The organism is Pantoea sp. AN62 (genome assembly GCF_050432985.1).
In the GTDB taxonomy this organism is placed as follows: Bacteria; Pseudomonadota; Gammaproteobacteria; order Enterobacterales; family Enterobacteriaceae; genus Pantoea; species Pantoea brenneri.
Genome location: NZ_JBNPYB010000003.1, coordinates 169284 through 191038 on the forward strand (window position 1 = coordinate 169284; position 21755 = coordinate 191038).

Genomic DNA, 21755 nt, shown 5'->3' on the forward strand with positions numbered 1-21755 from the left:
ACTCTCAGTTAAATTATACAAATTATTACCGGCCATCCCTGACCGGTTCAGGCTGCGGCTGACCGGGCCGGCAGCGTCAGATTTGGCTCAGCGACGGGTCAGCGCCAGACGGATCCCCAGGCCGATAAAGGTGGCGCCGACCAGCCGATCCAGCACTTTCTGTAACCTCTTATGGTTCGCCACCGCGCCTGCGGCCCCACCCGCCAGCAGCGCAAACATCACGTCGGTCATCAGGCCGATCAGCGCATAGGTCATCCCCAGCAGCAGGAAGGCGCTGGCGTGATACTGACTGCCGATCACCACAAACTGCGGGAAGAAGGCGATAAAAAACAGCAGCACTTTGGGATTGGTGATTGAGGTGATGAAACCGCGCAGCAGCAGTAAGCGGGTGCCGGTCAGTGCGCGCGGCGGCGGCGCGGTCTCCGCTGCTGCGGATGCGATAAAGGTTGACCCGATCATTCTGGCTCCAAGGTAGATCAGGTATGCCGCCCCGAGATACTTAATCAGCGTGAACAGCAGCGGCGAGGCGGCAATCAGCGCAGTTAGCCCGAGCGCACTGGCAACGGCATGGGTACAACTGCCCAGCGCAACCCCGGCGGCTGACAGGATACCGGCACGTCGTCCCCTGGCAACGCTTTGTCCCACCACATAGGCCAGATCGGGACCCGGCGTAATACAAAGCAGCACAACGGAAGCAACAAACAGCGGGAAATGCACGATATCGGACATCACGGCTCCTGACCTTTATTCGGGGTTAATGAGTGATTAACCTAACAGCCGACCGCGTTTTTTTAAACCCCGTCGCTCAGCGGTTGCCGCACCAGTGCCCGCTGTTGATCCAGTAAAAACGGACGCAGATAGCCTACGGTGTTCGACAGCAGGATCACCTCATCGGCCAGTTTCAGCCGCAGGACATCGCTCAGCCAGGCTTTGCGCTCGGTCATCCGCTGCCAGACCGCCGGGAATTCAGCCGCCAGCTGGGCACGCAACGCCGCATCCGCCAGACCGACGGTGTCCTCAATACTGCATCCGCCGTAGCCGGCTACCGAAGGAATAATGTCGATCTGCAACAGCATGCCGCTTTTCAGGGGGATGGCTGAATCGGGCCAGATCGGCGAACTTAGCCACTCTTCGTCAGCCACCAGATGCCCCGGATTAAGGTGCCAGCCATACTGCGCTTTGGGTAATACCGCCTCGATTAACGCATACAGTTCGCCACCGGTGATGCCGATGCGTAACTGCTCCAGCCAGCTGACCACCGCGTGGTAATACGGGATCGCCAGCCGGGGCAGCCAGTCTGAAACGTGACAGGGTAACTCAGACGCCTGACTGACTACATAAGCAGCGCGGCTGCTTAACCCGCCTTTATAGCCAACGGTTAATGACAGCTTATCGCCGACCTTAATCGTTTTGTCGCTGGGATAAAGCTGTGCCTTAGCAAAGCGATCGCCGGTGGCGGCAATGGTCATCACGCTATTTGGCTGGCCGTCGGCATTAAGACGCGCGCCAATGTGCTTCTCGCTTACGCCTGCCGTCACGCTGTTCAGCGCCGCCAGCATGGCGGTTGAGGCACGATTCGCTCCCGCCTCGTAAAATGCCACCTCATCGGCGCTGTTAATGCAGCGAACTCCCTCATCGGGTGAGATAAACAGCCCGGTGGCATTCACCAGCTGCGAGACGCCACCTGCCGCGTCGGCCGCCGCCGCGCAGATAAACTGCGGCAGATCAAACAGGGTCTGCTGTGCGCGGCTGAACAACTTCCAGCCCACCAGCCCGGTGCGCGTCCCCGCGACGATCCCCGCCTGGCTCAGCAGCCGGGACAGCGATGTCTCACCACTCATCGGCTGATTAGGCAGCGAAAAGAGTGCCGCGTGCAGACATCTGCCGGGATTACGGGCAAAGGGCACCAGCTTGAGGTTTTCGTTACCCATGATGTAGGCCAGTTCGCCCTGCTGATTAACCACCAGCAGCGCCTCTTCGAAGCGCGGAATAAAGCCCGCCAGATACTCAAAGTTACTGCCGTGCTCTTTATCCGCATAGATGATCAGCTGCGCAATCTGATGCTGTTTCATGCGCTGAACAATCTCCGCCAGCCGGTGATGCAGGGTTTCATCCGCCATCACGTGACTGGCCACGCCGGGAAAAGTGGGTGGCGACGGGATCGATTCCAGTGCGTAGCGAGCGCGATTCATAACAGACTCCGGTTAAACAGGAAAACAGCAGTCTGGCCGTTGCCGGGCCAGTCTGTTGCTGCCTGCCTCAATCTTTCTGCCGTAACCGCTCCAGCATAATCAGTGAATGACTGAAAATGGCATCGGCAATGTGCTGCGGAAATCCAGCGGGCAACGCATCACGCACCGCGATAACCGCTGGTGGAAAAGCGCGGATAAAAAAGTCGAAGATCTGTTGCAGGCTACCGCTATCAAAATTGACGCTTTTTGCGGTGGCGAAGAAATGACGCGGGAATATCTTATCGATTTCGGTTTTTTTGCCTTTACTGGCCCGCAGCCCCATCGCCAGCTTCAGCGCCCGCTTATTCAGGCCGGTGCCGCCCAGTACCGGATAGGCGGAAATCACATCATAGAAGGGGGTCAGCCGGTAGCTGCCGCCGCGCTCAATAAACAGCGAGAAGTTTTTGGCGTGGCCGTCAGTCGCCCCTATCAGCCACTGAAACACCTGGAACATCATGAAGTGATAACGATCCTCTATCGCGTTACTCGATCCCATCAGCAACTGCATAATCTCCGCAATGCCCGGCCCGCCGTCAGACTCATATTTCGTCGATGACGGCAGCCCCAGCGCCTGACAGAAATCCTCCTGTGGCAGACGAATAAGCCGGCTTCTGTCGCGTGACCAGCGCCGGTCGAAGCGCTCGACGGCCAGCGCACGCATCGCGCCGGCGCGGATAAGAGTTGCTTCAGGCACCTTCATTCCCAGCGCTCTGGCCAGCGCCAGACAGAGATACTCATTTTCAACGCTTTCCCGCATGTCCAGCGTCGCCGTCGGCTGCTTAATTTCCCCGATCGGCAGTTTGATAATGTGTGACGTTGGCGTGGCTCCTGCAGGAATGCTCCAGCCCTGCTCAGTGTGCAGCAGCGCCGTTTTCTCCTGCGCGCCCGCCACCGAAATACGAAAGTCGGTCTCTTCACGCAGCATCCCGAGCGGAATGTCGGACTGATAGGCTGACAGCACGCTTTCCAGACGCGCCTCGTCCAGCAGCTCATAGCGCACCTGTAACGGCGGCAGCGGCATCTCAGGCGGCAACAGCATGGTCGCACCGACGCTGTCACGTCCCACTTCCTGCAACAGATCAAACGGCTGACGGGATTTTATCTGGTAGCGCGCCACAATCCGGTCACGAATCAACGGGCTATCCGGCAACAGATTATCGAAAAAGTTAATTACCGCGTGGGAGGTGATGGCCGGAACCTGCAACGGCATCGAGAGTGACAGCGGCCTGGCGAGCGGATTGCTCAGCCACGCTTTGTCGTACTGAAATTCGTGCGCACCGTTGCGCTGACGGGTCAGCACGCCGACCCGCTCGCCGTTCATCCACGCAATCAGCTTCTGCATTACCAGTCATCCTCGTCATTGATCGGTGGCGGTGCGGCGGCCGTTTTCTCCTGCACCTCAAGACTCAGCTCCAGCGACTGTAACAGCTTAAACAGCGTCGCCAGCGAGGTGTTGTCCGGCGCATTTTCAAAATGCGAAATGGTCGCCTGTTTCAGGCCAACCTTTTTGGCCAGCTCGCTCTGGGTCCAGCCATTACGCTGACGGATAAGTTTCAGCCGGTTAGCCAGCTGCAGCGGACTGTATATCATGGTCTCTGTTCCTCCGGGGTCGGCAGACGATCAGCATAGCGCATTCCGATTATCCCCGAAAGAGGATAATCGATGCATTATACCCTACCGGGGATAAATAACTATTTATACCCTGAAAGGGATAAATGATCTATTATCCCTTTACGCGGATATTCAACCTTGTGGCGGCGCATAACAGGAGAAAAATCATGAGATTAAGCGCGGGTTTTACCGTGACGGAGCAGCCAGAGGACAAAGACCGGGAGGCGTTATTTGCCGGGCTCGGCAGTTACAACCGGCAGTTTATCGGCAGTGAAAACCGGGGACCGCTGGCGGTATTTGATCATGACGCAGACGGTAAGTTGCGGGGTGGCGTAATGGCCTCGCGTAAGGGGAACTGGCTCTGTATCGATTATCTGTGGGTGGACGATACGCTGCGCGGCACCGGTCTGGGCAGTGCCTTACTGCTGGCAGCAGAACAGCAGGCGATAGCTTACGGCTGTCAGCAGGCGCTGGTGGATACCTTCAGTTTTCAGGCGCTGCCGTTTTATCTGAAACAGGGTTATCAACAGCAGATGTCCCTGCCCGACTTTCCGCAAACCGGTATGCAGCGTTACTACCTGACCAAAACGCTGAAGGGCTAAAGGTCACGACGCTGAGGTGGCTGTACGGACCGGCGCGTCGTGACAGGGTCACAGACCGGCGATGCGACGTAAATCTGCTTCGGCACCAGGAGCCACCGCCAGCACCTGCGCCCCTTTGGTGATGCGATCGCCGTCGGTGTTGAACGGATGCACCCAACCGCCCGCCTCCTTCACCAGACAGTAACCGGCCAGACAATCCCAGGCGTGCATATGAGGTTCGTAGTAACCGACGACCCGGCCGGCCGCCACCCACGCCAGCATCAGTGCGCCTGAGCCGATGCGGATAAAGTTACCGCCGGCTGCCAGCAAGGCCGCCACAATCTCGCCAACCTGCTGCGGACTGACGTAGCTGTTGGCACCAAAGCCGGTCACGTGATTCTGCAGGGTGCGCGCCGGATCGACCTGCAAGCGTCGGCCATTAAGGGTAGCGCCCTCACCCAGCGCTGCCACATAGCACTCCTCAAAGGTTGGCGCAAAAATCACCCCGATGACCGGCACGTCGCCGCGCAGTACGGCAACCGATACGCACCAGTTTGGCATGCCGTTGAGAAACGGACTGGTGCCATCAATCGGATCGACCACCCAGGTGTAGGCGCTCCGGCCCGGCTGCAGGCCGCTCTCCTCACCGAGAAAGCCATCATCAGGGAACGCTTCACGGATGCGGTCGGCGATCGTCTGTTCTACTTCGCGATCGGCAATCGACACCACATCCTGCAGATCATATTTGGTTTCCACCACCAGCGTGTCGCGGCGGGAAAAGTAAGATAAGGCCGTGGCACCGCCAGCGCGGGCGACAGCTTCAGCCAGCGCCAGACGCGACATCATTTCATCGTGCAGTTCCATTGAGACTCCTTGCGGTTAAGCAGTTTAGCGGGCAATCAGGGCCAGACCCTGCGGCTTGAAGTTAACGCCGACCCGGGCGGCCAGCGGCAGACGCTGTTCCATGTGGGGATCGATGATGAACAGCGATCCCAGTTCAGTGGTCACTTCATATTCGATATGGTCACCCAGCCAGGTGCTGTGAATAATCTCACCCTGCAGGGCACCCTGACCGTCGCCAGACAGGGTGATAAACTGCGGCCGCACCGCCAGCTGACCGCTGCCGGTTTTCGCTCCATCGCCACGCACCCGGAAGCGCTGGTTACCGACGCGGATCAGCGCCTCACCGCCTTCGGCCTGCTCAACGTCGCACGGCAGAATATTGGCTTCGCCCATAAAGTCGGCGATAAACACCGAATTGGGCGAATGGTAAAGCGTTTCCGGCGCGCCCTGCTGCGCAATATCCCCCTCTTTCATGACAATAATTTTATCGGAGACCGCCAGCGCCTCTTCCTGGTCGTGCGTCACATAGACTGCGGTAAAACCCAGCCGCTGTTGCAGATCGCGAATATCCGTCCGCACCCGTCGCCGTAAACGTTCGTCCAGATTCGACAACGGCTCATCCAGCAGCAACACCTGCGGTTCCAGCACCAGCGCGCGAGCGACCGCAATACGCTGCTGCTGTCCACCGGAAAGTTCAGACGGCAGCCGCTCGCCCTGGCTTTCCAGCCCGACCAGCCTCAGCCCTTCCCGCGCCCGATCCAGCGCCTCCCGTTTGTTCATCCCCGACGACAGCAGCCCATACAGGATATTGTCGAGAGCATTCATATGGGGAAACAGCGCGTATGACTGAAACACCATCGCCACGTCGCGCTCATTGGCCGGCAGATGAGTGACATCTTTACCGCCGATCAGAATGCGGCCAGCAGTAGGATGCTCCAGCCCGGCCAGCAGGCGCAGCGTGGTGGTTTTGCCGCAGCCGGAGGGACCGAGCAGCGTCACCAGCGTGCCAGGCTCGACGGTTAACGACAGATCCGGCAGCGCCGTAAAACCGGCAAAGCGTTTAGCAACATGTTCAAACACGACCGATCCCGCGTTGATGGGGGTCATACGGCTCTCTCCTGAGTCAGAGTGGCGACAGCAGCGGCCGCGGCCGCTGGTTGAGTAACACGGCGCAGGCGGCGTTCACCCACCAGCAGCTGGAACAGACCGATAATGGCTAACATCACCACGATCAGTACCGACGAGTAGGCAATCGCTACGCCATACTCACCGTTCTCCACCAGCCCGACGATGTAAGACGTCGCCATGTTGTATTGCGCGCTGACCAGAAAAATCACCGCACTGATTGAGGTAATAGCGCGCACAAAGGCGTAGACCAGCGCGGCGCTGATCGCCGGTTTGAGCAGCGGCAGCACCACTTTACGTAAGGTGCGGAAACTGTTGGCACCGAGGGTCAGTGAGGCTTCATCCAGACTCTTATCAAGCTGGCTCATCGCCGCAATACCGCCACGCACTCCGACCGGCATATTGCGGAACACAAAGCAGGCGATCAGGATCATCGCGGTGCCGGTGATCTCCAGCGGCGGCAGGTTATACGCCATCACGTAGCTCACGCCGATCACGGTGCCCGGAATGGCGAAACTCAGCATCAGCATGAACTCAAAGGTCTGCCGTCCGGCAAATTTCTGCCGCACAATCAGCCAGGCGGTCAGCAGGCCAACCACCGCAGTCAGCGGCGCGGCAATCAGGGCGATCTCCAGCGTGGTCCAGAAAGAGTTCCAGGCGACGCCGCTCCACACCAGCTGTCCCTGATTCAGGCTGACGCTAAAGGCGCGGATATAGTGGTCGAGCGTCAGCGCGTTATTCAGCCCCCACGACTGCACAAAGCCGCCAATCATGATCATGCCGTAGATCACCAGGGTAAACAGTCCCCACGGGATCACCAGGCCATAAACGCTGTAGCGCACCGGACGCGGCAGCTGCACGTGACGACCGCCGTCGCCTTTGCCGGTTACCGTGGCGAAGCTTTTGCCCGACAGCCAGACCCGCTGCAGCAGAAACGCCGCCAGCGTGAAGCCCAGCAGGATCATCGCCAGCACCGCCGCACGGCTTGGATCGTTCTGCGCGCCGACCACCGAGAAGAAGATTTCGGTCGACAGCACGCCGTGACTGCCGCCCAGCACCATCGGATTGCCGAAGTCCGCCATGCTTTCGATAAAGCTGATCAGAAAGGCGTTAGCCAGTCCGGGTGCCATCAGCGGCAGGGAGATACGCGAGAAAGTACGCCAGCGGCTGGCGCGCAGGGTCTGAGACGCCTCTTCCAGCGACGGGCTGACGCCTTCAACCACCCCAATCAGCACCAGAAACGCAATCGGCGTAAAAGAGAGCACCTGGGCGATCCAGATGCCGGTCAGGCCATACAGCCAGCGGCCCGGCTCGACGCCAAACAGCGTCGCCAGCGAGGTGGTGATCACGCCAGAACGACCAAACAGCAGAATCAGCGCCAGTCCGATAACAAACGGCGGCGTAATGATTGGCAGGATAGTCAGCATCCGCAGCGCTTTTTTGCACGGCAGCGAGGTGCGGGTCGCCGCCAGCGCAAACGCCAGTCCCAGCAGCGTCGAGCCGCTGGCGGTCATCAGCGCCAGTCCCAGCGTGCGCCACGCCGTCCCGCAGGTGCCGCCGGTCACACAGGCGACGCTCCAGATAGCCGGGTCCTGCAGATTGGCGATCAGGCCATCCGGCTTAAAGCTGCCATCGATGTCCTGCACCGAGGCGACAAACAGGCTCAGTACCGGATAGAGCACAAAGGTGGTCACCAGCGCTACCAGCAGTACGATCGCCGACACCACAAACGCATCGCCTTTCAGCACGCCGCGTTCGGCCAGCGCAAAGGAAAAAATCAGCAGGAAAACCGTCAGCAGCAGTAACGCGCCCGCGCCCATCGCCGGCTGGCCCAGCGCGAGCGGGCCGGCCAGGTTCTCCAGCCACCGCCAGTTCCAGCCGCTAAACCCGATGGCATGCCCTTCCAGCACCAGGAACAGAATGCCGCAGACGCTGAGCAGCAGCAGCAGGCCGCTACGGATACGCCCCGGCGGCAGGAAGAGGCAGGCGGCAGAAGCGAGCCACAGCGCTACGGCGACAGTCAGCCAGCCATGCTGCATCAGTTGCCACAGTGCTGGCGCGCTATTCTCATCCTGCCATAAGCTGATCAGCCAGTGGCCAGAGAAGAACCCCTGCTCCAGGCTGTACCAGGGCAACACCATCAGGGCCAGCGCGCCGGCAACTAACGCGCCGGTTAAGCGGCGATTGTGCGCATTCATGAATCACCTCGATCTGCTGCGGACACCAGGCTTGCGCCACCGCGTTTCAGCATGGACCCGGCATCACTGCGCCGGACGGAAATCAGTTTTATTGTGCGCTGGCGCCGATCTCTTTATCCCAGCGTCCGAGCAGCGCTTTGCGTTTCGCCGCGTCACCGTAGGTTTTGAAGTCGTAATCGATCAGCTTGATATTCTCAAAGCGTGGCGCGTATTCGGAGATCTCCGCCTTGCGGTTCGACGGCAGCTGGAACGATTTCGCCTCTTTCATGTGCGACTGCGCGTCGGCACTCAGCGCCCAGTCGTACCAGCTTTTGGCATTCGCCAGGTTACGCGCCCCTTTAATGATCGACATGGAACCAATCTCATAGCCGGTGCCTTCACAGGGGGCGACCGGTTTGATCGGGAAGCCATCGACCTCCATCGCAACCGCATCGTGCATAAAGACGATGCCGAGGGTGGTTTCGCCGCGGGCAGCGGCTTTCACCGGCGCTGAACCCGACTTGGTGTATTGCGAAACGTTGGCGTTGAGTTTTTTCAGGTAATCAAAAGCCTGGTCTTCACCCATGATCTGCACCAGCGTCGCCAGGGTGTTATAGGCGGTGCCGGAGGAGTTCGGATTGGCAATCTGGATTTCACCTTTAAAGCCCGGATCGAGCAGATCGGCCCAGCAGGCCGGTACCTTCAGCTTTTTCTCCGCCAGCAGTCGGGTGTTGTAACCCCAGCCCAGCGCACCGGCATAAACGCCCACGGTACGGTAACCGGAGATCTCCGCCACTTTTTGCGACCACGGCTGCTGCTGGTCGAGCAGCGGCGATTTATATACCTGAGTTAAGCCCTCTTCGGCGGCCTGCATATGCGGATCACCGGTGCCGGCCCACCAGATATCGGTCCGCGGATTGCGCGCCTCGCTGCGGATACGTGCATAGGCCTCCCCGGCTGACAGCCGCACCATGCTGAGATTGATGTCGGGATGAGACGTGCTGAACTGGCGGGTCATCTGTTCACAGACCACCACATCCGCAGAGCAGATCATGTTGAGATTACCGGCCGCAGCCGCCGCAAACGGTAAGGCCGGACAACTGACGATAACCGCAGCGAGCAGAGATGAGTAACGCATGGTGTTCTCCTTGAAGGCGGGGATTGCGCCTGTTCGCGCTTTTTTGCACTGCTGTGCAAAGTAGTAAGGCGACCCTCAGGACGTGTCAATCAGCATGTTAAGCAATTGTAAGGTGCGGTCACAAATTTGGTACATTTTATCGCCAATACCTTTTGCACAGCCTTGCAACTTCAGGCAGACTCAAAGCGGATAACGGCAGCAGCGGAGAAAACCATGCATCAACTTAAGGCAGTCGTCAGTGCGCAGGATGTCGCTGACCGGGCGGGCGTCTCCCGCTCTGCGGTATCGCGCACCTTTACGCCGGGTGCCAGCGTGTCGGATGCCACGCGGGCGCGGGTGATGAAAGCCGCCGAAGAGCTGGGCTATCACGTTAATCATCTGGCGCGCGGGCTGGTACGCAACCGCAGCGGCATTGTCTGCCTGATCGCCTCTGAAGTGGATACGCCTTACCGCGCCAGCCTGGTTCGCTGGATGACACAGTATCTGCAGGAAGCGGGAAAAGTAGCGATGCTGATTAATACCGACCGCTCAGATGAACGGGTCTCTGCCGCCTTACAGCAGGCGATTAACTTCCGCGCCGATGCGTCAATCATCCTCTCCGGTATGCCTGACAGCGCGATAACCCGGCTCTGTTACAAACACGGCCAGCATCTGGTGCTGATTAACCGTGATGAGTCCCTGCCCGGCTCCCTCAGCATTAATCTCGACTCGCGTCCGGCAGCCGAGATGGCGGTCAATGCCTTTGTCCGTGCCGGCTGTCAGCGCATCGCGTTTGTTAATTCACTGGCCGGCACCCCGAGCCTGCTGAAACGCGAGCGGGATTTTCTGGCGGCGGCGGAGAGAGCCGGAGTCAGCGTTCAGGTTGAGCACTTTGGCTCGACCTCCTATGAAAGCGGTCAGATCCTGGCGCAGCGGCTGCTGACCCGCAAAATCCGGCCTGACGCGGTGTTCTGCGCCACCGATTTACTGGCGTGTGGCTTTATGGATGAGGCACGCCACCGCTTTGCGCTGCGCATTCCGGAGGATCTGTGCATCGTCGGCCACGACAATATTCCGCAATCGGGCTGGTCCTCCTACAACCTCACCACTTTTGCCCAGCCGGTGGAACAGTTTGCCCGTGACGCGATACGCTGGCTGACCGAAACCGAGGCGCAGCAGGATGAATTACAGCCCGCCGCCGAACAGCAAAGCGATCGGCGGATATATCAGGCTGATGTGGTCTGGCGGGGTTCAGTACGCGGCGGGTAAACCGCCCGATTTAATTTTATCGCCGCTGCGTTTGTGCCACTAAAATAGTCCTTTCCCTGCTTTACGCTTCGCTTTAAATAAGCCGACTGATTGCCGCAAATTATCACCCTGCGGCGGCGCAGCATCCCGATTTTCTGTCTATCCTTGATCAGCATTATTAATTTGTCCGGCGCTTCACTGCTCAATGAATAAGCAGTCAGATGTGACAAATATCACATTTGTGCCAGGCTTAATCACTCAGATAATGACGTTCAAGGAGCTTACAATGACGACACCAACGAACAAGACGCTCGATCTCGATCAATTTCCTAAGCCTCCTTTTGAGGAACAACCGCAACAGGCACCTGGCTTAGCCAGCAAAATGATCCCGGTTCCCGATCACGGTGAAACCAGCTACCGCGGTACCGGCCGGCTGACCGGACGTAAAGCGCTGATTACCGGCGGCGATTCCGGTATTGGCCGTGCGGTGGCCATCGCTTATGCCCGCGAAGGTGCGGATGTAGTGATCAACTATCTGCCAGAAGAACAGCCCGACGCCGATGAAGTGATTAAATTAATCGAAGCGGAAGGCCGTAAAGTCTTCGCTATTCCGGGTGATATTCGTTCTGAAGAATTTTGTCAGCAGCTGGTGAAACAGGCGGTGGATAAATTAGGCGGCCTGGATATTCTGGTTAATAACGCCGGACGCCAGCAGTTTAATGAGTCCATCCGTACCCTGAGTACCGAAGATTTTGACGCGACGTTTAAAACCAACGTTTATGCCATGTTCTGGATCACCAAAGCGGCGCTGGAATATCTGCCACGCGGCGCGTCGATTATTAATACCTCGTCGGTGCAGGCCTTTAAACCCAGCGATATTCTGCTGGATTATGCCCAGACCAAAGCGGCGATTGTTGCCTTTACCAAGTCACTGGCGAAACAGCTGGGCGGCGAAGGCATCCGGGTTAACGCGGTCGCGCCTGGCCCATACTGGACCGTGCTGCAATCCAGCGGCGGCCAGCCACAGGAAAAAGTGAAGCAGTTTGGTGCCGATTCACCGATGGGCCGCCCTGGCCAGCCGGTCGAAATCGCTCCGCTCTACGTCACGCTGGCCTCGACGGAGAGCAGTTACTCCTCCGGTCAGGTCTGGTGCTCCGATGGCGGCACCGGCACCCTGTAATCACCTTCCCCGGTGGCCGCATAATGCGGCCACTTTTTTGTCCTGCCTGCGCCCGATTTGTCAGTCGTCACAGTGAAACAAGGAAGAAAACCATGGAAAACCAGATCTTCCATCAGCCTGCCCGAGACAATGGCTTTGCGGGTCTGGGTGATTATGCCGCCATTGGCGAGGGGCGTTCAGTGGCGCTGATTGCGCCGGATGGCGCGATCGACTGGTGGTGCGCCCCGAACCTGGATGCTAAACCGCTGTTTGACCGCCTGCTGGATGCCGGTATCGGCGGCTTCTTTCAAATCGTGCCGCGCGATCCCTATCGGGTGACGCGGCGCTATCGCGATAACAGCAACGTGCTGGAAACCCGTTTTGACACCGACAGCGGCAGCGTGCTGCTGACCGAATCGATCAACAGTACGCTGGCGGGAAGATTGCCGTGGGGCGAACTGGCGCGCCGGATTGAAGGAGTCAGCGGCGAAGTGGAGTTGCAGATTATCCTGCGATTCGGCACCGCCGCTGAAACCCGTTCGCCGTGGATTGCCGACACCGAAAAAGGCAAGGTGTTCCACATCGCCGACGTGATGGCGATGTTCCGTACCAGCGACGATATCCACATCACGCTGCTGGATGATGAGCAGGTCTGCGCCACGCTGCGGACTTCGGCCGGTTCGCGCTCACTCTGCGCACTGCTGATCACCGAGAACGAGCCGCTGGCTGTCCCTGAGCTGTCCGCCATCGATCAGCGAATCGAAACCAGCCACACCGGCTGGACCAGCTGGGTGGAGAGCCTGAGCTATGACGGCAGCTATCCGGCGCTGGTAAAGCGCTCTGCCCTGTCACTGAAGTTTCTCTGGTACTCACCGACCGGTGCGCTGGCGGCCGCAGCCACCACCTCGCTGCCGGAAGGGATCGGCGGCGAGAAGAATTATGATTATCGCTACGCCTGGGTGCGGGACGCCTGCCTGATCATTAAAGCCTTCGTCTATCTCGGGGCACTGGAAGATTGTAAAGCGGCCTTTTCGTGGTTGTCGCAGACCATCCTGCGGCACGGCGTCAGGCTGCGCGCCTGCTATGCGCTGAATGGCGATGAAGTGCCGGAAGAACGTTTTCCGCCGTTAAGCGGCTATCAGGATTCCCAGCCGGTGCGGGTCGGCAATAATGCCCGTGATCAGATACAGCTCAGCATGTATGGCGATATGCTGGCCACCGCGCAGCTGTTTATCGAGGCCGGCCACGTGCTGGATATCACCACCTCGCGCATGCTGGGTGAGCTGGCTAACTGCTGTGCCGATCACTGGCGGCAAAAGGATTGCGGTATCTGGGAGTTGCCGGACCTGCAGCACTATACCCATTCTAAAATGGCCTGCTGGGTGGCGCTGGACAGGGCGGTCGCGCTGGCCGAAAACCAGCACATCGAACCTACCTGGCTCGGCCGCTGGCAACGGGAACGTGACCGCATTCGTGACTGGATTGAGACGCACTGCTGGTCCGAACAGAAACAGGCTTATCTGTTTTATGTCGGCAGTGAGGACCGTCTCGACGCCTCGCTGGCGCTGGTCCACAGCTACGGCAACGCGGTCAATCCACAGCGGATGCTGTCAACCTATCGCGCTATTCATCAGGCGCTGGGCAACGGCAGCGCCATGCTCTATCGCTACAGTGGCGTCGAGGTTGAAGAGAGTACCTTCCTCGCCTGCGCGTTCTGGCTGGCAGAAGCCTGGGCGGAAATGGGCGACGTCGACCAGGCGGAACAGACGATGCAGCAGATCCTCGCGACGCTCGATCAGCACGGCAACGTGGATATTTTTAACGAAATGTTTGATGTCCGCAGTCAGAGCTGGCGCGGGAATATGCCGCAGGGCCTCAGTCATCTGGCACTGATTTGTGCGGCACAGGCTATTTCAGAATCGAAGGCTGCCGGCTGACCTGGGCCGCTGTCGGGCCAGCAGCTATTGCAGCCTGAAGCGTGGATCAAAGAAAAAAGGCTCGACCACCACGTTGCTGATAATCGCAGCGGCGGCCGGATGCGCGGGATTAAATAGCGCGTTCCACTCTCCGGTCAGGGTACTCGGAACCTTGAGGATCAGGCCGTGATCGGCGCTGGCGAGCCAGCCATCCCCAATCTCCCGGGTCGATGGCGGTGCGGGATCGGTCTGCCAGTCGGCGGGGAGCGCCGCCAGCGACAGCTCGGTGATCAGCGTTTCAGGAACGCTGATCGACAGCATCGAATAGTCGTGCGCCAGATCCTGAATGCTGAGATGCACCAGCGCCTCCAGCACGCACAGCGCCCGGCTTGATCCGAGATAGACACAGCCGATACCGACTGAATTCCAGCGGCCGCCGTAGGTGCGGGCACCAAAACCGTCAAAGGCGGTCATCGCATATTCGCTTTTCACCAGCCGGAAAAAGCGCACCGCCGCCATCAGGTGATCACGCCATGTTCAAGCTGACCAATCAGGTTGAGCACCGCTTCCGCCCCGGCAACGGTGGTGGTCATCTCTGCCGGTTTCCTGCCACCCAGCGCCTTGGCTGGGGTCTCCAGCCACTGCACCAGCCGCGCCGGATCGTCACGCAGCAGCGTGCTGGCAGCGGACAGGACGCGGATCAGCATGTAAATCCGTCCGCTCTGATCGGGCGAAAAGGTCTGCTGAGGATCTTTGACTTTGCGGTTGTAGGTACTGCGATCGATGCCTGCCAGGCGGCAGAGCCAGATTTCATCGAAGGCGGATAACGACGCGGTGCGTTTCAGCACCCCGCTGCTGAAGCCGACGGCAATCCGCTGATGCGCATCCGGCAGGGTTTCCGGCAGGTTCAGCGCATGCAACAGCGAGCTGTTGCGGCGACTGCTGGCGGGCGTATAAATGGCAATTGACATAGCACGGCCCTCTGTTCATTTGATTTTTATTTTAGCGCAAATGAACATGGTGCGCCAGCTTTACCCCTGGCGATTGCGCGCTGGCGTCAGCCCGGTGAGGCGATCAAAGAGCAACAGCCCGACTTTGCGCCGCTCAACGGCTGCGAGGTGATCCGCCCTTTCCGCTGACCCTGAGATGGCAAGGCCAGCGGGCGGTGGCGTCCCGGATTACTGCAACGCTTCCAGGATTTTCCAGGCGGTTTTTATCCGTAGCGGATTGGGGTAGTTCTTGTTCGCAAGCATCACAATGCCGGTGTTCTGCTCGGGAATAAACGCAACGTAGGCACCAAAGCCGTTGGTGGCACCAGTTTTATGCACCCAGCTGGCGCGTTGCGATGGCACGGCGGGATTCAGTAGCGTCGCCGGCTGAGGTTTAAGCGCGACGCTGCTTTCGCTGTCAGCGATTATCGCGGCGGCACTGGCCGGCCAGTCGTAAATCTCCCAGCCCAGCCCCTGATAGAAATCACGCACTTTGAAATAGCGTGACTGGGCGGTACGAATCGCATTGCGCAGCACGGTATTGCCTGACGATAAGCGGTTAGGATCGGCATTGGCCTGCATAAAGGTCAGCATATCGCGGGCGGTAGATTTCACCCCATACGCTTCCGCATCCAGCATGCCGGGCGACACCCGCACCGGCTGCCCGTTTTTATAACCCCAGGCGTAGTCCAGCATCATTGAGGGCGGCACGGTGATGTAAGTGCGCGTCAGACGCAGCGGCTGAAACACGTTTTTCTCCATCGCCTGCTGGTAATCGCCCTTCACCATCAGCGCGCCAAACAGACCGATACTGGCATTGGAGTACTGACGCAGCGTGCCCGGCGCAGCCTGGGGTTGCCACTGCTGATAATAGTTGAGCAGCGAAGCCTGATCGGTCACCTCATCCGGCAACTGCAGCGGCAGGCCACCTGCGGTGTAGGTCGCCAGATGCAGCATCCGGATGTGATGCCACTGCGTGCCGGTCAGCTGCGGCCAGTACTTCTGCACCGGATCGTTGAGGGCGATGTCACCGTTACGGATCATCACCCCGGCCAGCACGCCGGTGAAGGTTTTACTGACCGAGCCGAGTTCAAACAGGGTGTTTTCGGTGACGCGGCGGCCGGACGCCAGATCAGCCACACCGGCGTTAATGAACTGGGCCCGGCCTTTATAGAGTATCGCCACCGACATACCGGGAATTTCCTGCTGCTCCATCAGCGGTTCGATAGCGGCTTTAACCAGAGAAGTGACCTGCTGTGAGCTAAGATCGGCGGCAACACAGCTGGCAGAAAGGGACCACAAAACAAGGTAAGACAAAGACTTTTTCATTGGCAATTAACGGTTTCTTCACTGAATCGATTTATTTGCACTGATCGGCGCAGGCTTGCACACAGATCTGCGCTTGTGAGCTGCACGCCCCGGTATCACGGGTATTACAATGGGATCGTTCGACATAACAGTTGGTCTGACAGGCGGAGACGTCGCATCGCGCGGCGGCAGGCGTCAGCTGAGGCAGCGGCGCACGCGCCGGAAACTGGGGTGCCGGTTGAGCGAAGGCGCTGCTGCCCAACAGTCCGGACAGCAGCAGGCTGATGAGTATTTTCATGATTGATCTCCAGATGAACGCTGCCCTAAGTATGACTACTCTGGCACGCGTCGTCTGAGAAATCTTATCAAATTGGCAGGACAGGTGGGTGTTGAGTGACGTTGATCACGCCGCGGCGATAAATATCATGCAGCCGGACAATATAGCGCTGCGGATCGTGCTGATCTTTAATGCGCAGGATCGCCGCCTCCCCTTTCTCATGCAGCATTTCTGGCCGTTCAACGATGGCGAGCAGCGTCTGCTTCAGCCCGTCCACCAGCGCCTGGCGCAGCTGCGCTTTCTGCTGTGGCGTAGTGATGCTGTATTCACGATCGCCATTCAACGTACCGCCAATCACCCAGCCAGCGCTGGCCGGATTAATTTCCGGTAAGGCGCGCACGTTGCTGGTAATCACCGGGCAGCCGCTGGCCTGCATTTCCAGTACTGAAAAGCCGTACGTCTCCTGCCAGGTCGGCAGTAAGCCGACATCGCTGCGGCGGAACAGCTGCAGCAGCGCCGCGTTTTCCAGCCGCGCCAGATGCGTGAAGCAGCGATAGCGGCCAATGCGGCTCTCAATTGACCGATAGAACGCCTCGTCATCCTGATGTTGCCGGTGTGCCACGTTGTGACGTTTGGTGAGATCGCCAATTAACTGCACCTCCAGCTGCGACTCATCCAGCTTTCGTTCTTCAATCAGCTCGCTCACGGCCAGCACCACTTCGGCGCCGCCTTTACGGTAGAACTCATTGCCGGCGAACACCAGGCGGAACACGCCCGGCTGACGTGGCGCTTTATGCGCTGTGAACAGGGTTTGTGGCGGATGCAATACCACCGTTTTACGTCTGATTTGCTGCGCAACGCCGCCCCCGGAGGGGAACAGTTTCATCTGAATATTCAGCGTCGCGTCTGAAATGGCAATCAGCCCGAGGCAGTTATCTTTCAGCAGATGGGGGATCAGCCGCTGCAGTTCGGGATTATCCTGCTTCGCCACGCCCGGCACCGGCAACACCCGGGGTAATTCAGTTTCAAACGAGGCAACCCATTTCTGACGGGTTATGGCGACTTCATTAAACAGATGCAGGATGTCGGGCCGCGATGCGGGTGAAAATGGCACGGGCAGAAAAACAAAAGCTTTATTTTTTTTGAGTAAGCGCGTCCGTAATGGGTTAATAAAGTAAAACAGATTGTACTTTTTGAGATTAATATATTCGTTTTCCGGATTAACCAAAATATTGCGCTGCTCCGGATAGTGGTTATTAGTGATTCCGATTTTCATGATCGTATTCCAGAGTCCTTGAGTCCCGGATAATCTATATCATGCGATCTGACAAGCTGCGCCTGCGTAATATCCTAAAAACCGTTTTCACCGCCCGCTGGCAGAAATATTTATCATTGCCCAGGGCGGTTTATTCCTGGTTTGCCCGGCCAGCTAAAAAATTAATGCAGATTATTTACATCCGTGTCTTTTCTTCCGGCTGTAACCCACTGATTCCCGATGAAGAATGATCTGACAACAACCGGCGCGCCAATAATTATGTGTAAGTTTAAATATTTGTTAAAAATAAACCATGCCAGCCTGTCAGCAATTAGTTGATAACAATTCAACTAATCAGTTTTATTACACTGACCTGAAGGCTGACGTACTGAGAAGCGTGCAGATAATCTTAATCCGGGCGTTCAACAGCCAGGCCTGCTGGTGAAACTAATGATACAGCGGCGGATTTTTAGCGCCGGTAATGCACTGTTTTAGCGCACCAGTCTGCAACATAACCGTGCATCTACGCCGTCTCCCGTTCGCCCCGCCGTGCCTGTTAGCTTCATAACTAACTGATTCTACTGTAAACAGCAACGCGTCGCCCGCTGAACTGCGCACTGGTACAAAAGTTGCAACAACAGCATCAGGCAGACAGGAGATAAACATGAAAGCGATCGTTATTGGTGGCGGCATTGGCGGGATGAGCAGCGCCATTGCGCTGGAAAAAGCGGGTATTGAGGTTGAGGTGTTCGAAGCGGTGAAGGAGATGAAGCCGGTCGGAGCGGCGATTTCAATCTGGCCGAACGGCGTTAAATGCCTGAATGCCCTCGGCATGAAGGCAGCGCTGCGTGTACTGGGTGGCAACATGGCCTATATGGCTTATCACGATGCAGTGACCGGTGCCGCGCTAACCCGTTTCAGTATGGCGCCGCTGGTGCAGCAGGTCGGTGAGTTTCCCTATCCGGTGGCGCGCGCCGAACTGCAGGCGATGCTGATTGATACTTTTGGCCGCCAGCGGGTCAATTTCGGTAAGCGGGTCATTCAGGTTGAACAGAGTGATAACGGCGTGATTGCCACCTTTGCCGATAACAGCCAGGCGAGCGGTGACTTTCTGATTGCGGCTGACGGCACCCATTCGGTGATCCGTGAATATGTGCTGGAACAGGCGCTGGAGCGGCGTTATGCCGGTTACGTCAACTGGAACGGTCTGGTGGAGATTGATGAGAGCATCGCGCCCGCCGATCAGTGGACCACGTTCGTTGGTGACGGCAAGCGCGTATCGCTGATGCCGGTAAGCGACAACCGCTTCTACTTCTTCTTCGACGTGCCGCTGCCGAAAGGATTGCCGCAGGATCGCACCACGGTCAAAGCCGATCTGAGCGGCTATTTTGCTGGCTGGGCCGCACCGGTGCAGCAGCTGATTGCGGCGATCAATCCCGAGACCACCAATCGGGTTGAGATACACGATATTGAACCGTTCAGCCGCTTTGTTAAAGGACGCGTTGCGCTGCTCGGTGATGCGGCCCACAGCACCACACCGGATATCGGCCAGGGCGGCTGCGCGGCAATGGAAGACGCTATTGTGCTGGCTTCGACGCTGGCATCGCATTCGCTGGGTATTGAGGATGCCCTGCTGCGCTATCAGGCGCGCCGGGTTGAGCGGGTCAGGGATCTGGTGCTGAAAGCGCGTAAGCGTTGTGACGTCACCCACGCCAAAGATCCGGCGGTGACCGAGGAATGGTATCGTTCACTGAAAAGCGAAACCGGCGAGCGGGTGCTGGCCGGAATGTGTGAAACCATTGAAGGTGGCCCGCTGGGTTAGTCCGGCCGCCCCTCTTCATCCAGCGGGCGACATGGCCGCCCGCTGAGTGCATTACTCCGCCAGACCGCGATTCTTCAGCATCGGCTCCAGCTGCGGCGGACCGCCGCGCCAGCTTTCATACAGGGTTTTCAGATCGCTGCTGTTACCGCGCGACAGAATTTTCTGACGGAAAATATCGCCATTCTCCCGCGTCAGGCCGCCCTGTTCGACAAACCACTGGTAGCCATCATCGGCCAGCATCTGGGTCCAGATATAGGCGTAGTAACCGGCGGCATAGCCTCCGCCCCAGATGTGCTGGAAATAGCTGGAGCGATAGCGCGGCGGCACCGCCGCTAACGCCAGGTTGTCGCTCTGCAGGGCCTGCTGTTCAAAGCCGTCGACGCTTTGCGGAGCCTGATCGCCGGTCAGGCTGTGCCAGTGCAGATCCAGTAACGCCGCAGCCAGCAGCTCACTCATCTCATAGCCTTTGTTGAATTTACCGGCGCGGACAATCTTTTCATGCAGCGTGGCGGGCATCGGCTCTCCGCTCTGATAATGGCGGGCGAACTGGCGGAACACCTGCGGCTCACTGGCCCAGTGCTCGTTGATCTGCGACGGAAACTCCACAAAATCACGCGGAGTTTCGGTGCCTGACAGGCTCGGATAGCGCTGGCTGGCAAACAGGCCGTGCAGCGCGTGACCAAACTCGTGAAACACGGTGATGACCTCATCCCAGCTCAGCAAGGCAGGCTCACCGGCCGGCGGTTTGGTGAAGTTGCAGACGTTATAGATCACCGGCTTACTCTCAAGCAGCGTCGACTGGTTGACGAAGTTGCTCATCCACGCGCCACCGCCTTTGCTGTCACGCTTGAAGAAGTCGGTGTAGAACAGCGCCAGCGGCGTCTGGTCGGCATCAAAAATCTCATATACCTGCACGTCGGGATGGTAAACCGGCAGATCCTGGCGTGGCGTAAACTGAATGCCGTAGAGCTGAGTCGCCGCCCAGAACACCCCATTCTGCAGCACGCTGTTCAGTTCAAAGTAAGGTTTGATCTGACTCTCATCCAGATCGTACTGCGCATGGCGCACCTGTTCGGCATAGAAGTTCCAGTCCCAGGCGCGCAGGGTGAAATTGCCCTGCTGGCGATCGATGGTCTGCTGGATGGCCGCCGCTTCCCGTTCAGCCCGCGCCCGTGCAGCAGGCACGATATTGCGCATAAAAGCAAAAGCAGCATCCGGGGTTTTTGCCATCTGATCCTGCAGCTTCCAGTCGGCATAACTCGTAAAGCCCAGCAGCCGGGCCTGCTCCGCCCGCACCTGCGCCAGACGCAGCACCAGCTCGCGGGTGTCATTCTCATCGCCTTTTTCGGTGCGGGTCATGCCAGCATGGAACAGCGCTTCGCGGGTCTGGCGATCGCTCAGACTCTGCAGCGCCGGTTGCTGAGTGGTGTTTTGCAGCACCAGCAGCCAGGCATTTTCCAGGCCGCGCGCGCGGGCTTCTGCCTGAGCGACCGCTAAATCGGCCGCCGCGAGGCCCGCCAGTTTCTGAGCCTCATCCACCACCAGACCGCCCGCCTTGGTGGCCGCCAGCAGCTTATTGGTGAAGCGGGTGCTGAGGCGCGCCGCCTCCTGATTCAGAGCTTTGAGCTGGTGTTTCTGCGTTTCCGGCAGATTGGCACCCGCCAGCTGAAAACGCTGCCAGATCACCTCGACCAGCCGTTTTGATTCAGCGTCGAGCTGGGCGCGCTGCAGATACACCGCATCCAGCCGCGAGAACAGCGGCCGGTTGAGCATAATATCGTCGTTGAGTGCGGTAAGCTGCGGGGCGATCTCTTCATCGACCTGCTGCAGATACGGGCTGGTGTGCGCCGACGTCATAGCGCTGAACACCAGATTCACCCGGTTCAGCAACTGCCCACTCTTCTCCAGCGCCTCATAGGTATTCAGAAAGGTTGGCGCATCGCTGCTGGTGGCAATCGCCTCGACTTCGCGGCGTTTCTCTTCAATGCCCGCCTGTAACGCGGGCAGGAAATCCTGCTCCTCGATCTGATCGAACGGCGGTGCCTGATAAGGCAAGGTGCTGACGCTAAAGAAAGGATTCTGACGGGCGTTCATGA

General features: G+C 58.5%; 20 protein-coding genes. 6 read left to right on the top strand and 14 right to left on the bottom strand.

Features of this window, described 5'->3' with window-relative positions; translation table 11 throughout:
• Window positions 1–87: 87 nt before the first annotated feature.
• The 4 genes from FHW04_RS05235 to hipB all read right to left on the bottom strand — a co-directional run bounded on the left by FHW04_RS05235 (window position 88) and on the right by hipB (window position 3821).
• A complete protein-coding gene (locus FHW04_RS05235; protein WP_089561563.1) occupies window positions 88–729 on the bottom strand; it encodes a LysE family translocator in 642 nt (213 codons plus the stop codon).
• 62 nt (window positions 730–791) lie between these two features.
• Complete coding sequence (locus FHW04_RS05240; protein WP_089561564.1) at window positions 792–2192, bottom strand: M24 family metallopeptidase; 1401 nt, start codon at window positions 2190–2192, stop codon at window positions 792–794.
• Window positions 2193–2259: 67 nt separating this feature from the next.
• Entirely contained in the window at window positions 2260–3573 is a 1314-nt protein-coding gene (locus tag FHW04_RS05245; protein ID WP_089561565.1) for a type II toxin-antitoxin system HipA family toxin, read from the bottom strand.
• Window positions 3573–3821 (bottom strand): type II toxin-antitoxin system antitoxin HipB, encoded by a 249-nt coding sequence (gene hipB, locus FHW04_RS05250; protein ID WP_031376882.1) that lies wholly within the window; start codon window positions 3819–3821, stop codon window positions 3573–3575. Before hipB ends, FHW04_RS05245 begins: the two co-directional genes overlap by 1 nt.
• 188 nt (window positions 3822–4009) lie before the next feature.
• Here hipB and FHW04_RS05255 point away from each other — a divergent pair, with 188 nt between their 5' ends.
• Window positions 4010–4444 (top strand): GNAT family N-acetyltransferase, encoded by a 435-nt coding sequence (locus tag FHW04_RS05255; RefSeq protein WP_089561566.1) that lies wholly within the window; start codon window positions 4010–4012, stop codon window positions 4442–4444.
• Between the two features lie 48 nt (window positions 4445–4492).
• On the opposite strand, the gene FHW04_RS05260 is transcribed toward FHW04_RS05255, so the two are convergent.
• From FHW04_RS05260 to FHW04_RS05275, 4 genes are all read right to left on the bottom strand, one after another.
• Entirely contained in the window at window positions 4493–5287 is a 795-nt protein-coding gene (locus FHW04_RS05260; protein ID WP_089561567.1) for an inositol monophosphatase family protein, read from the bottom strand.
• Window positions 5288–5311: 24 nt separating this feature from the next.
• Window positions 5312–6373: an ABC transporter ATP-binding protein gene (locus FHW04_RS05265; RefSeq protein ID WP_031376879.1), complete on the bottom strand. Its 1062-nt coding sequence runs from the start codon at window positions 6371–6373 to the stop codon at window positions 5312–5314.
• Complete coding sequence (locus tag FHW04_RS05270) at window positions 6370–8589, bottom strand: ABC transporter permease (protein ID WP_069728323.1); 2220 nt, start codon at window positions 8587–8589, stop codon at window positions 6370–6372. Before FHW04_RS05270 ends, FHW04_RS05265 begins: the two co-directional genes overlap by 4 nt.
• Before the next feature lie 88 nt (window positions 8590–8677).
• Complete coding sequence (locus FHW04_RS05275; RefSeq protein ID WP_069728324.1) at window positions 8678–9706, bottom strand: ABC transporter substrate-binding protein; 1029 nt, start codon at window positions 9704–9706, stop codon at window positions 8678–8680.
• Window positions 9707–9919: 213 nt separating this feature from the next.
• On the opposite strand from FHW04_RS05275, the gene FHW04_RS05280 reads away from it, so the two are divergent.
• The 3 genes from FHW04_RS05280 to FHW04_RS05290 all read left to right on the top strand — a co-directional run bounded on the left by FHW04_RS05280 (window position 9920) and on the right by FHW04_RS05290 (window position 14029).
• A complete protein-coding gene (locus tag FHW04_RS05280; RefSeq protein WP_046288311.1) occupies window positions 9920–10954 on the top strand; it encodes a LacI family DNA-binding transcriptional regulator in 1035 nt (344 codons plus the stop codon).
• 265 nt (window positions 10955–11219) lie between these two features.
• Window positions 11220–12113, top strand: a complete 894-nt coding sequence (locus FHW04_RS05285; protein WP_031376715.1) for an SDR family oxidoreductase — start codon at window positions 11220–11222, stop codon at window positions 12111–12113.
• Window positions 12114–12205: 92 nt separating this feature from the next.
• Window positions 12206–14029, top strand: a complete 1824-nt coding sequence (locus FHW04_RS05290) for a glycoside hydrolase family 15 protein (RefSeq protein WP_069728325.1) — start codon at window positions 12206–12208, stop codon at window positions 14027–14029.
• Between the two features lie 24 nt (window positions 14030–14053).
• Here FHW04_RS05290 and FHW04_RS05295 read toward each other — a convergent pair whose 3' ends face one another.
• From FHW04_RS05295 to FHW04_RS05315, 5 genes are all read right to left on the bottom strand, one after another.
• Window positions 14054–14527 carry an RES family NAD+ phosphorylase gene (locus FHW04_RS05295; protein WP_031376717.1) on the bottom strand — a complete coding sequence of 158 codons (474 nt, stop codon included), beginning with the start codon at window positions 14525–14527 and terminating at the stop codon, window positions 14054–14056.
• Window positions 14527–14979 (bottom strand): type II RES/Xre toxin-antitoxin system antitoxin, encoded by a 453-nt coding sequence (parS, locus tag FHW04_RS05300; RefSeq protein ID WP_031376718.1) that lies wholly within the window; start codon window positions 14977–14979, stop codon window positions 14527–14529. The genes FHW04_RS05295 and parS overlap by 1 nt, the downstream gene beginning before the upstream one ends.
• A gap of 207 nt (window positions 14980–15186) precedes the next feature.
• Entirely contained in the window at window positions 15187–16326 is a 1140-nt protein-coding gene (gene ampC / locus FHW04_RS05305) for a class C beta-lactamase (protein WP_094106451.1), read from the bottom strand.
• 31 nt (window positions 16327–16357) lie between these two features.
• Window positions 16358–16603 (bottom strand): hypothetical protein, encoded by a 246-nt coding sequence (locus FHW04_RS05310; RefSeq protein WP_031376720.1) that lies wholly within the window; start codon window positions 16601–16603, stop codon window positions 16358–16360.
• 67 nt (window positions 16604–16670) lie between these two features.
• Window positions 16671–17858: a glycosyltransferase family 4 protein gene (locus FHW04_RS05315; protein WP_089561568.1), complete on the bottom strand. Its 1188-nt coding sequence runs from the start codon at window positions 17856–17858 to the stop codon at window positions 16671–16673.
• A 41-nt stretch (window positions 17859–17899) separates the two neighbouring features.
• On the opposite strand from FHW04_RS05315, the gene FHW04_RS05320 reads away from it, so the two are divergent.
• Both FHW04_RS05320 and hpxO read left to right on the top strand, forming a co-directional pair.
• The gene (locus FHW04_RS05320) at window positions 17900–18088 is read left to right on the top strand and encodes a hypothetical protein (protein ID WP_089561569.1); all 189 of its coding nucleotides are present in this window, start codon (window positions 17900–17902) and stop codon (window positions 18086–18088) included.
• 413 nt (window positions 18089–18501) lie between these two features.
• The gene (hpxO, locus tag FHW04_RS05325; RefSeq protein ID WP_179420069.1) at window positions 18502–19659 is read left to right on the top strand and encodes an FAD-dependent urate hydroxylase HpxO; all 1158 of its coding nucleotides are present in this window, start codon (window positions 18502–18504) and stop codon (window positions 19657–19659) included.
• A gap of 51 nt (window positions 19660–19710) precedes the next feature.
• Here hpxO and dcp read toward each other — a convergent pair whose 3' ends face one another.
• Complete coding sequence (dcp, locus tag FHW04_RS05330; RefSeq protein WP_094106450.1) at window positions 19711–21753, bottom strand: peptidyl-dipeptidase Dcp; 2043 nt, start codon at window positions 21751–21753, stop codon at window positions 19711–19713.
• Window positions 21754–21755 lie beyond the last annotated feature (2 nt).

Coding starts and splice junctions, on each gene's coding strand:
- FHW04_RS05235 (WP_089561563.1), bottom strand. CDS start 729: ATGTCCGATATCGTGCATTTCCCGCTGTTTGTTGCTTCCGTTGTGCTG.
- FHW04_RS05240 (WP_089561564.1), bottom strand. CDS start 2,192: ATGAATCGCGCTCGCTACGCACTGGAATCGATCCCGTCGCCACCCACT.
- FHW04_RS05245 (WP_089561565.1), bottom strand. CDS start 3,573: ATGCAGAAGCTGATTGCGTGGATGAACGGCGAGCGGGTCGGCGTGCTG.
- hipB (WP_031376882.1), bottom strand. CDS start 3,821: ATGATATACAGTCCGCTGCAGCTGGCTAACCGGCTGAAACTTATCCGT.
- FHW04_RS05255 (WP_089561566.1), top strand. CDS start 4,010: ATGAGATTAAGCGCGGGTTTTACCGTGACGGAGCAGCCAGAGGACAAA.
- FHW04_RS05260 (WP_089561567.1), bottom strand. CDS start 5,287: ATGGAACTGCACGATGAAATGATGTCGCGTCTGGCGCTGGCTGAAGCT.
- FHW04_RS05265 (WP_031376879.1), bottom strand. CDS start 6,373: ATGACCCCCATCAACGCGGGATCGGTCGTGTTTGAACATGTTGCTAAA.
- FHW04_RS05270 (WP_069728323.1), bottom strand. CDS start 8,589: ATGAATGCGCACAATCGCCGCTTAACCGGCGCGTTAGTTGCCGGCGCG.
- FHW04_RS05275 (WP_069728324.1), bottom strand. CDS start 9,706: ATGCGTTACTCATCTCTGCTCGCTGCGGTTATCGTCAGTTGTCCGGCC.
- FHW04_RS05280 (WP_046288311.1), top strand. CDS start 9,920: ATGCATCAACTTAAGGCAGTCGTCAGTGCGCAGGATGTCGCTGACCGG.
- FHW04_RS05285 (WP_031376715.1), top strand. CDS start 11,220: ATGACGACACCAACGAACAAGACGCTCGATCTCGATCAATTTCCTAAG.
- FHW04_RS05290 (WP_069728325.1), top strand. CDS start 12,206: ATGGAAAACCAGATCTTCCATCAGCCTGCCCGAGACAATGGCTTTGCG.
- FHW04_RS05295 (WP_031376717.1), bottom strand. CDS start 14,527: ATGGCGGCGGTGCGCTTTTTCCGGCTGGTGAAAAGCGAATATGCGATG.
- parS (WP_031376718.1), bottom strand. CDS start 14,979: ATGTCAATTGCCATTTATACGCCCGCCAGCAGTCGCCGCAACAGCTCG.
- ampC (WP_094106451.1), bottom strand. CDS start 16,326: ATGAAAAAGTCTTTGTCTTACCTTGTTTTGTGGTCCCTTTCTGCCAGC.
- FHW04_RS05310 (WP_031376720.1), bottom strand. CDS start 16,603: ATGAAAATACTCATCAGCCTGCTGCTGTCCGGACTGTTGGGCAGCAGC.
- FHW04_RS05315 (WP_089561568.1), bottom strand. CDS start 17,858: ATGAAAATCGGAATCACTAATAACCACTATCCGGAGCAGCGCAATATT.
- FHW04_RS05320 (WP_089561569.1), top strand. CDS start 17,900: ATGCGATCTGACAAGCTGCGCCTGCGTAATATCCTAAAAACCGTTTTC.
- hpxO (WP_179420069.1), top strand. CDS start 18,502: ATGAAAGCGATCGTTATTGGTGGCGGCATTGGCGGGATGAGCAGCGCC.
- dcp (WP_094106450.1), bottom strand. CDS start 21,753: ATGAACGCCCGTCAGAATCCTTTCTTTAGCGTCAGCACCTTGCCTTAT.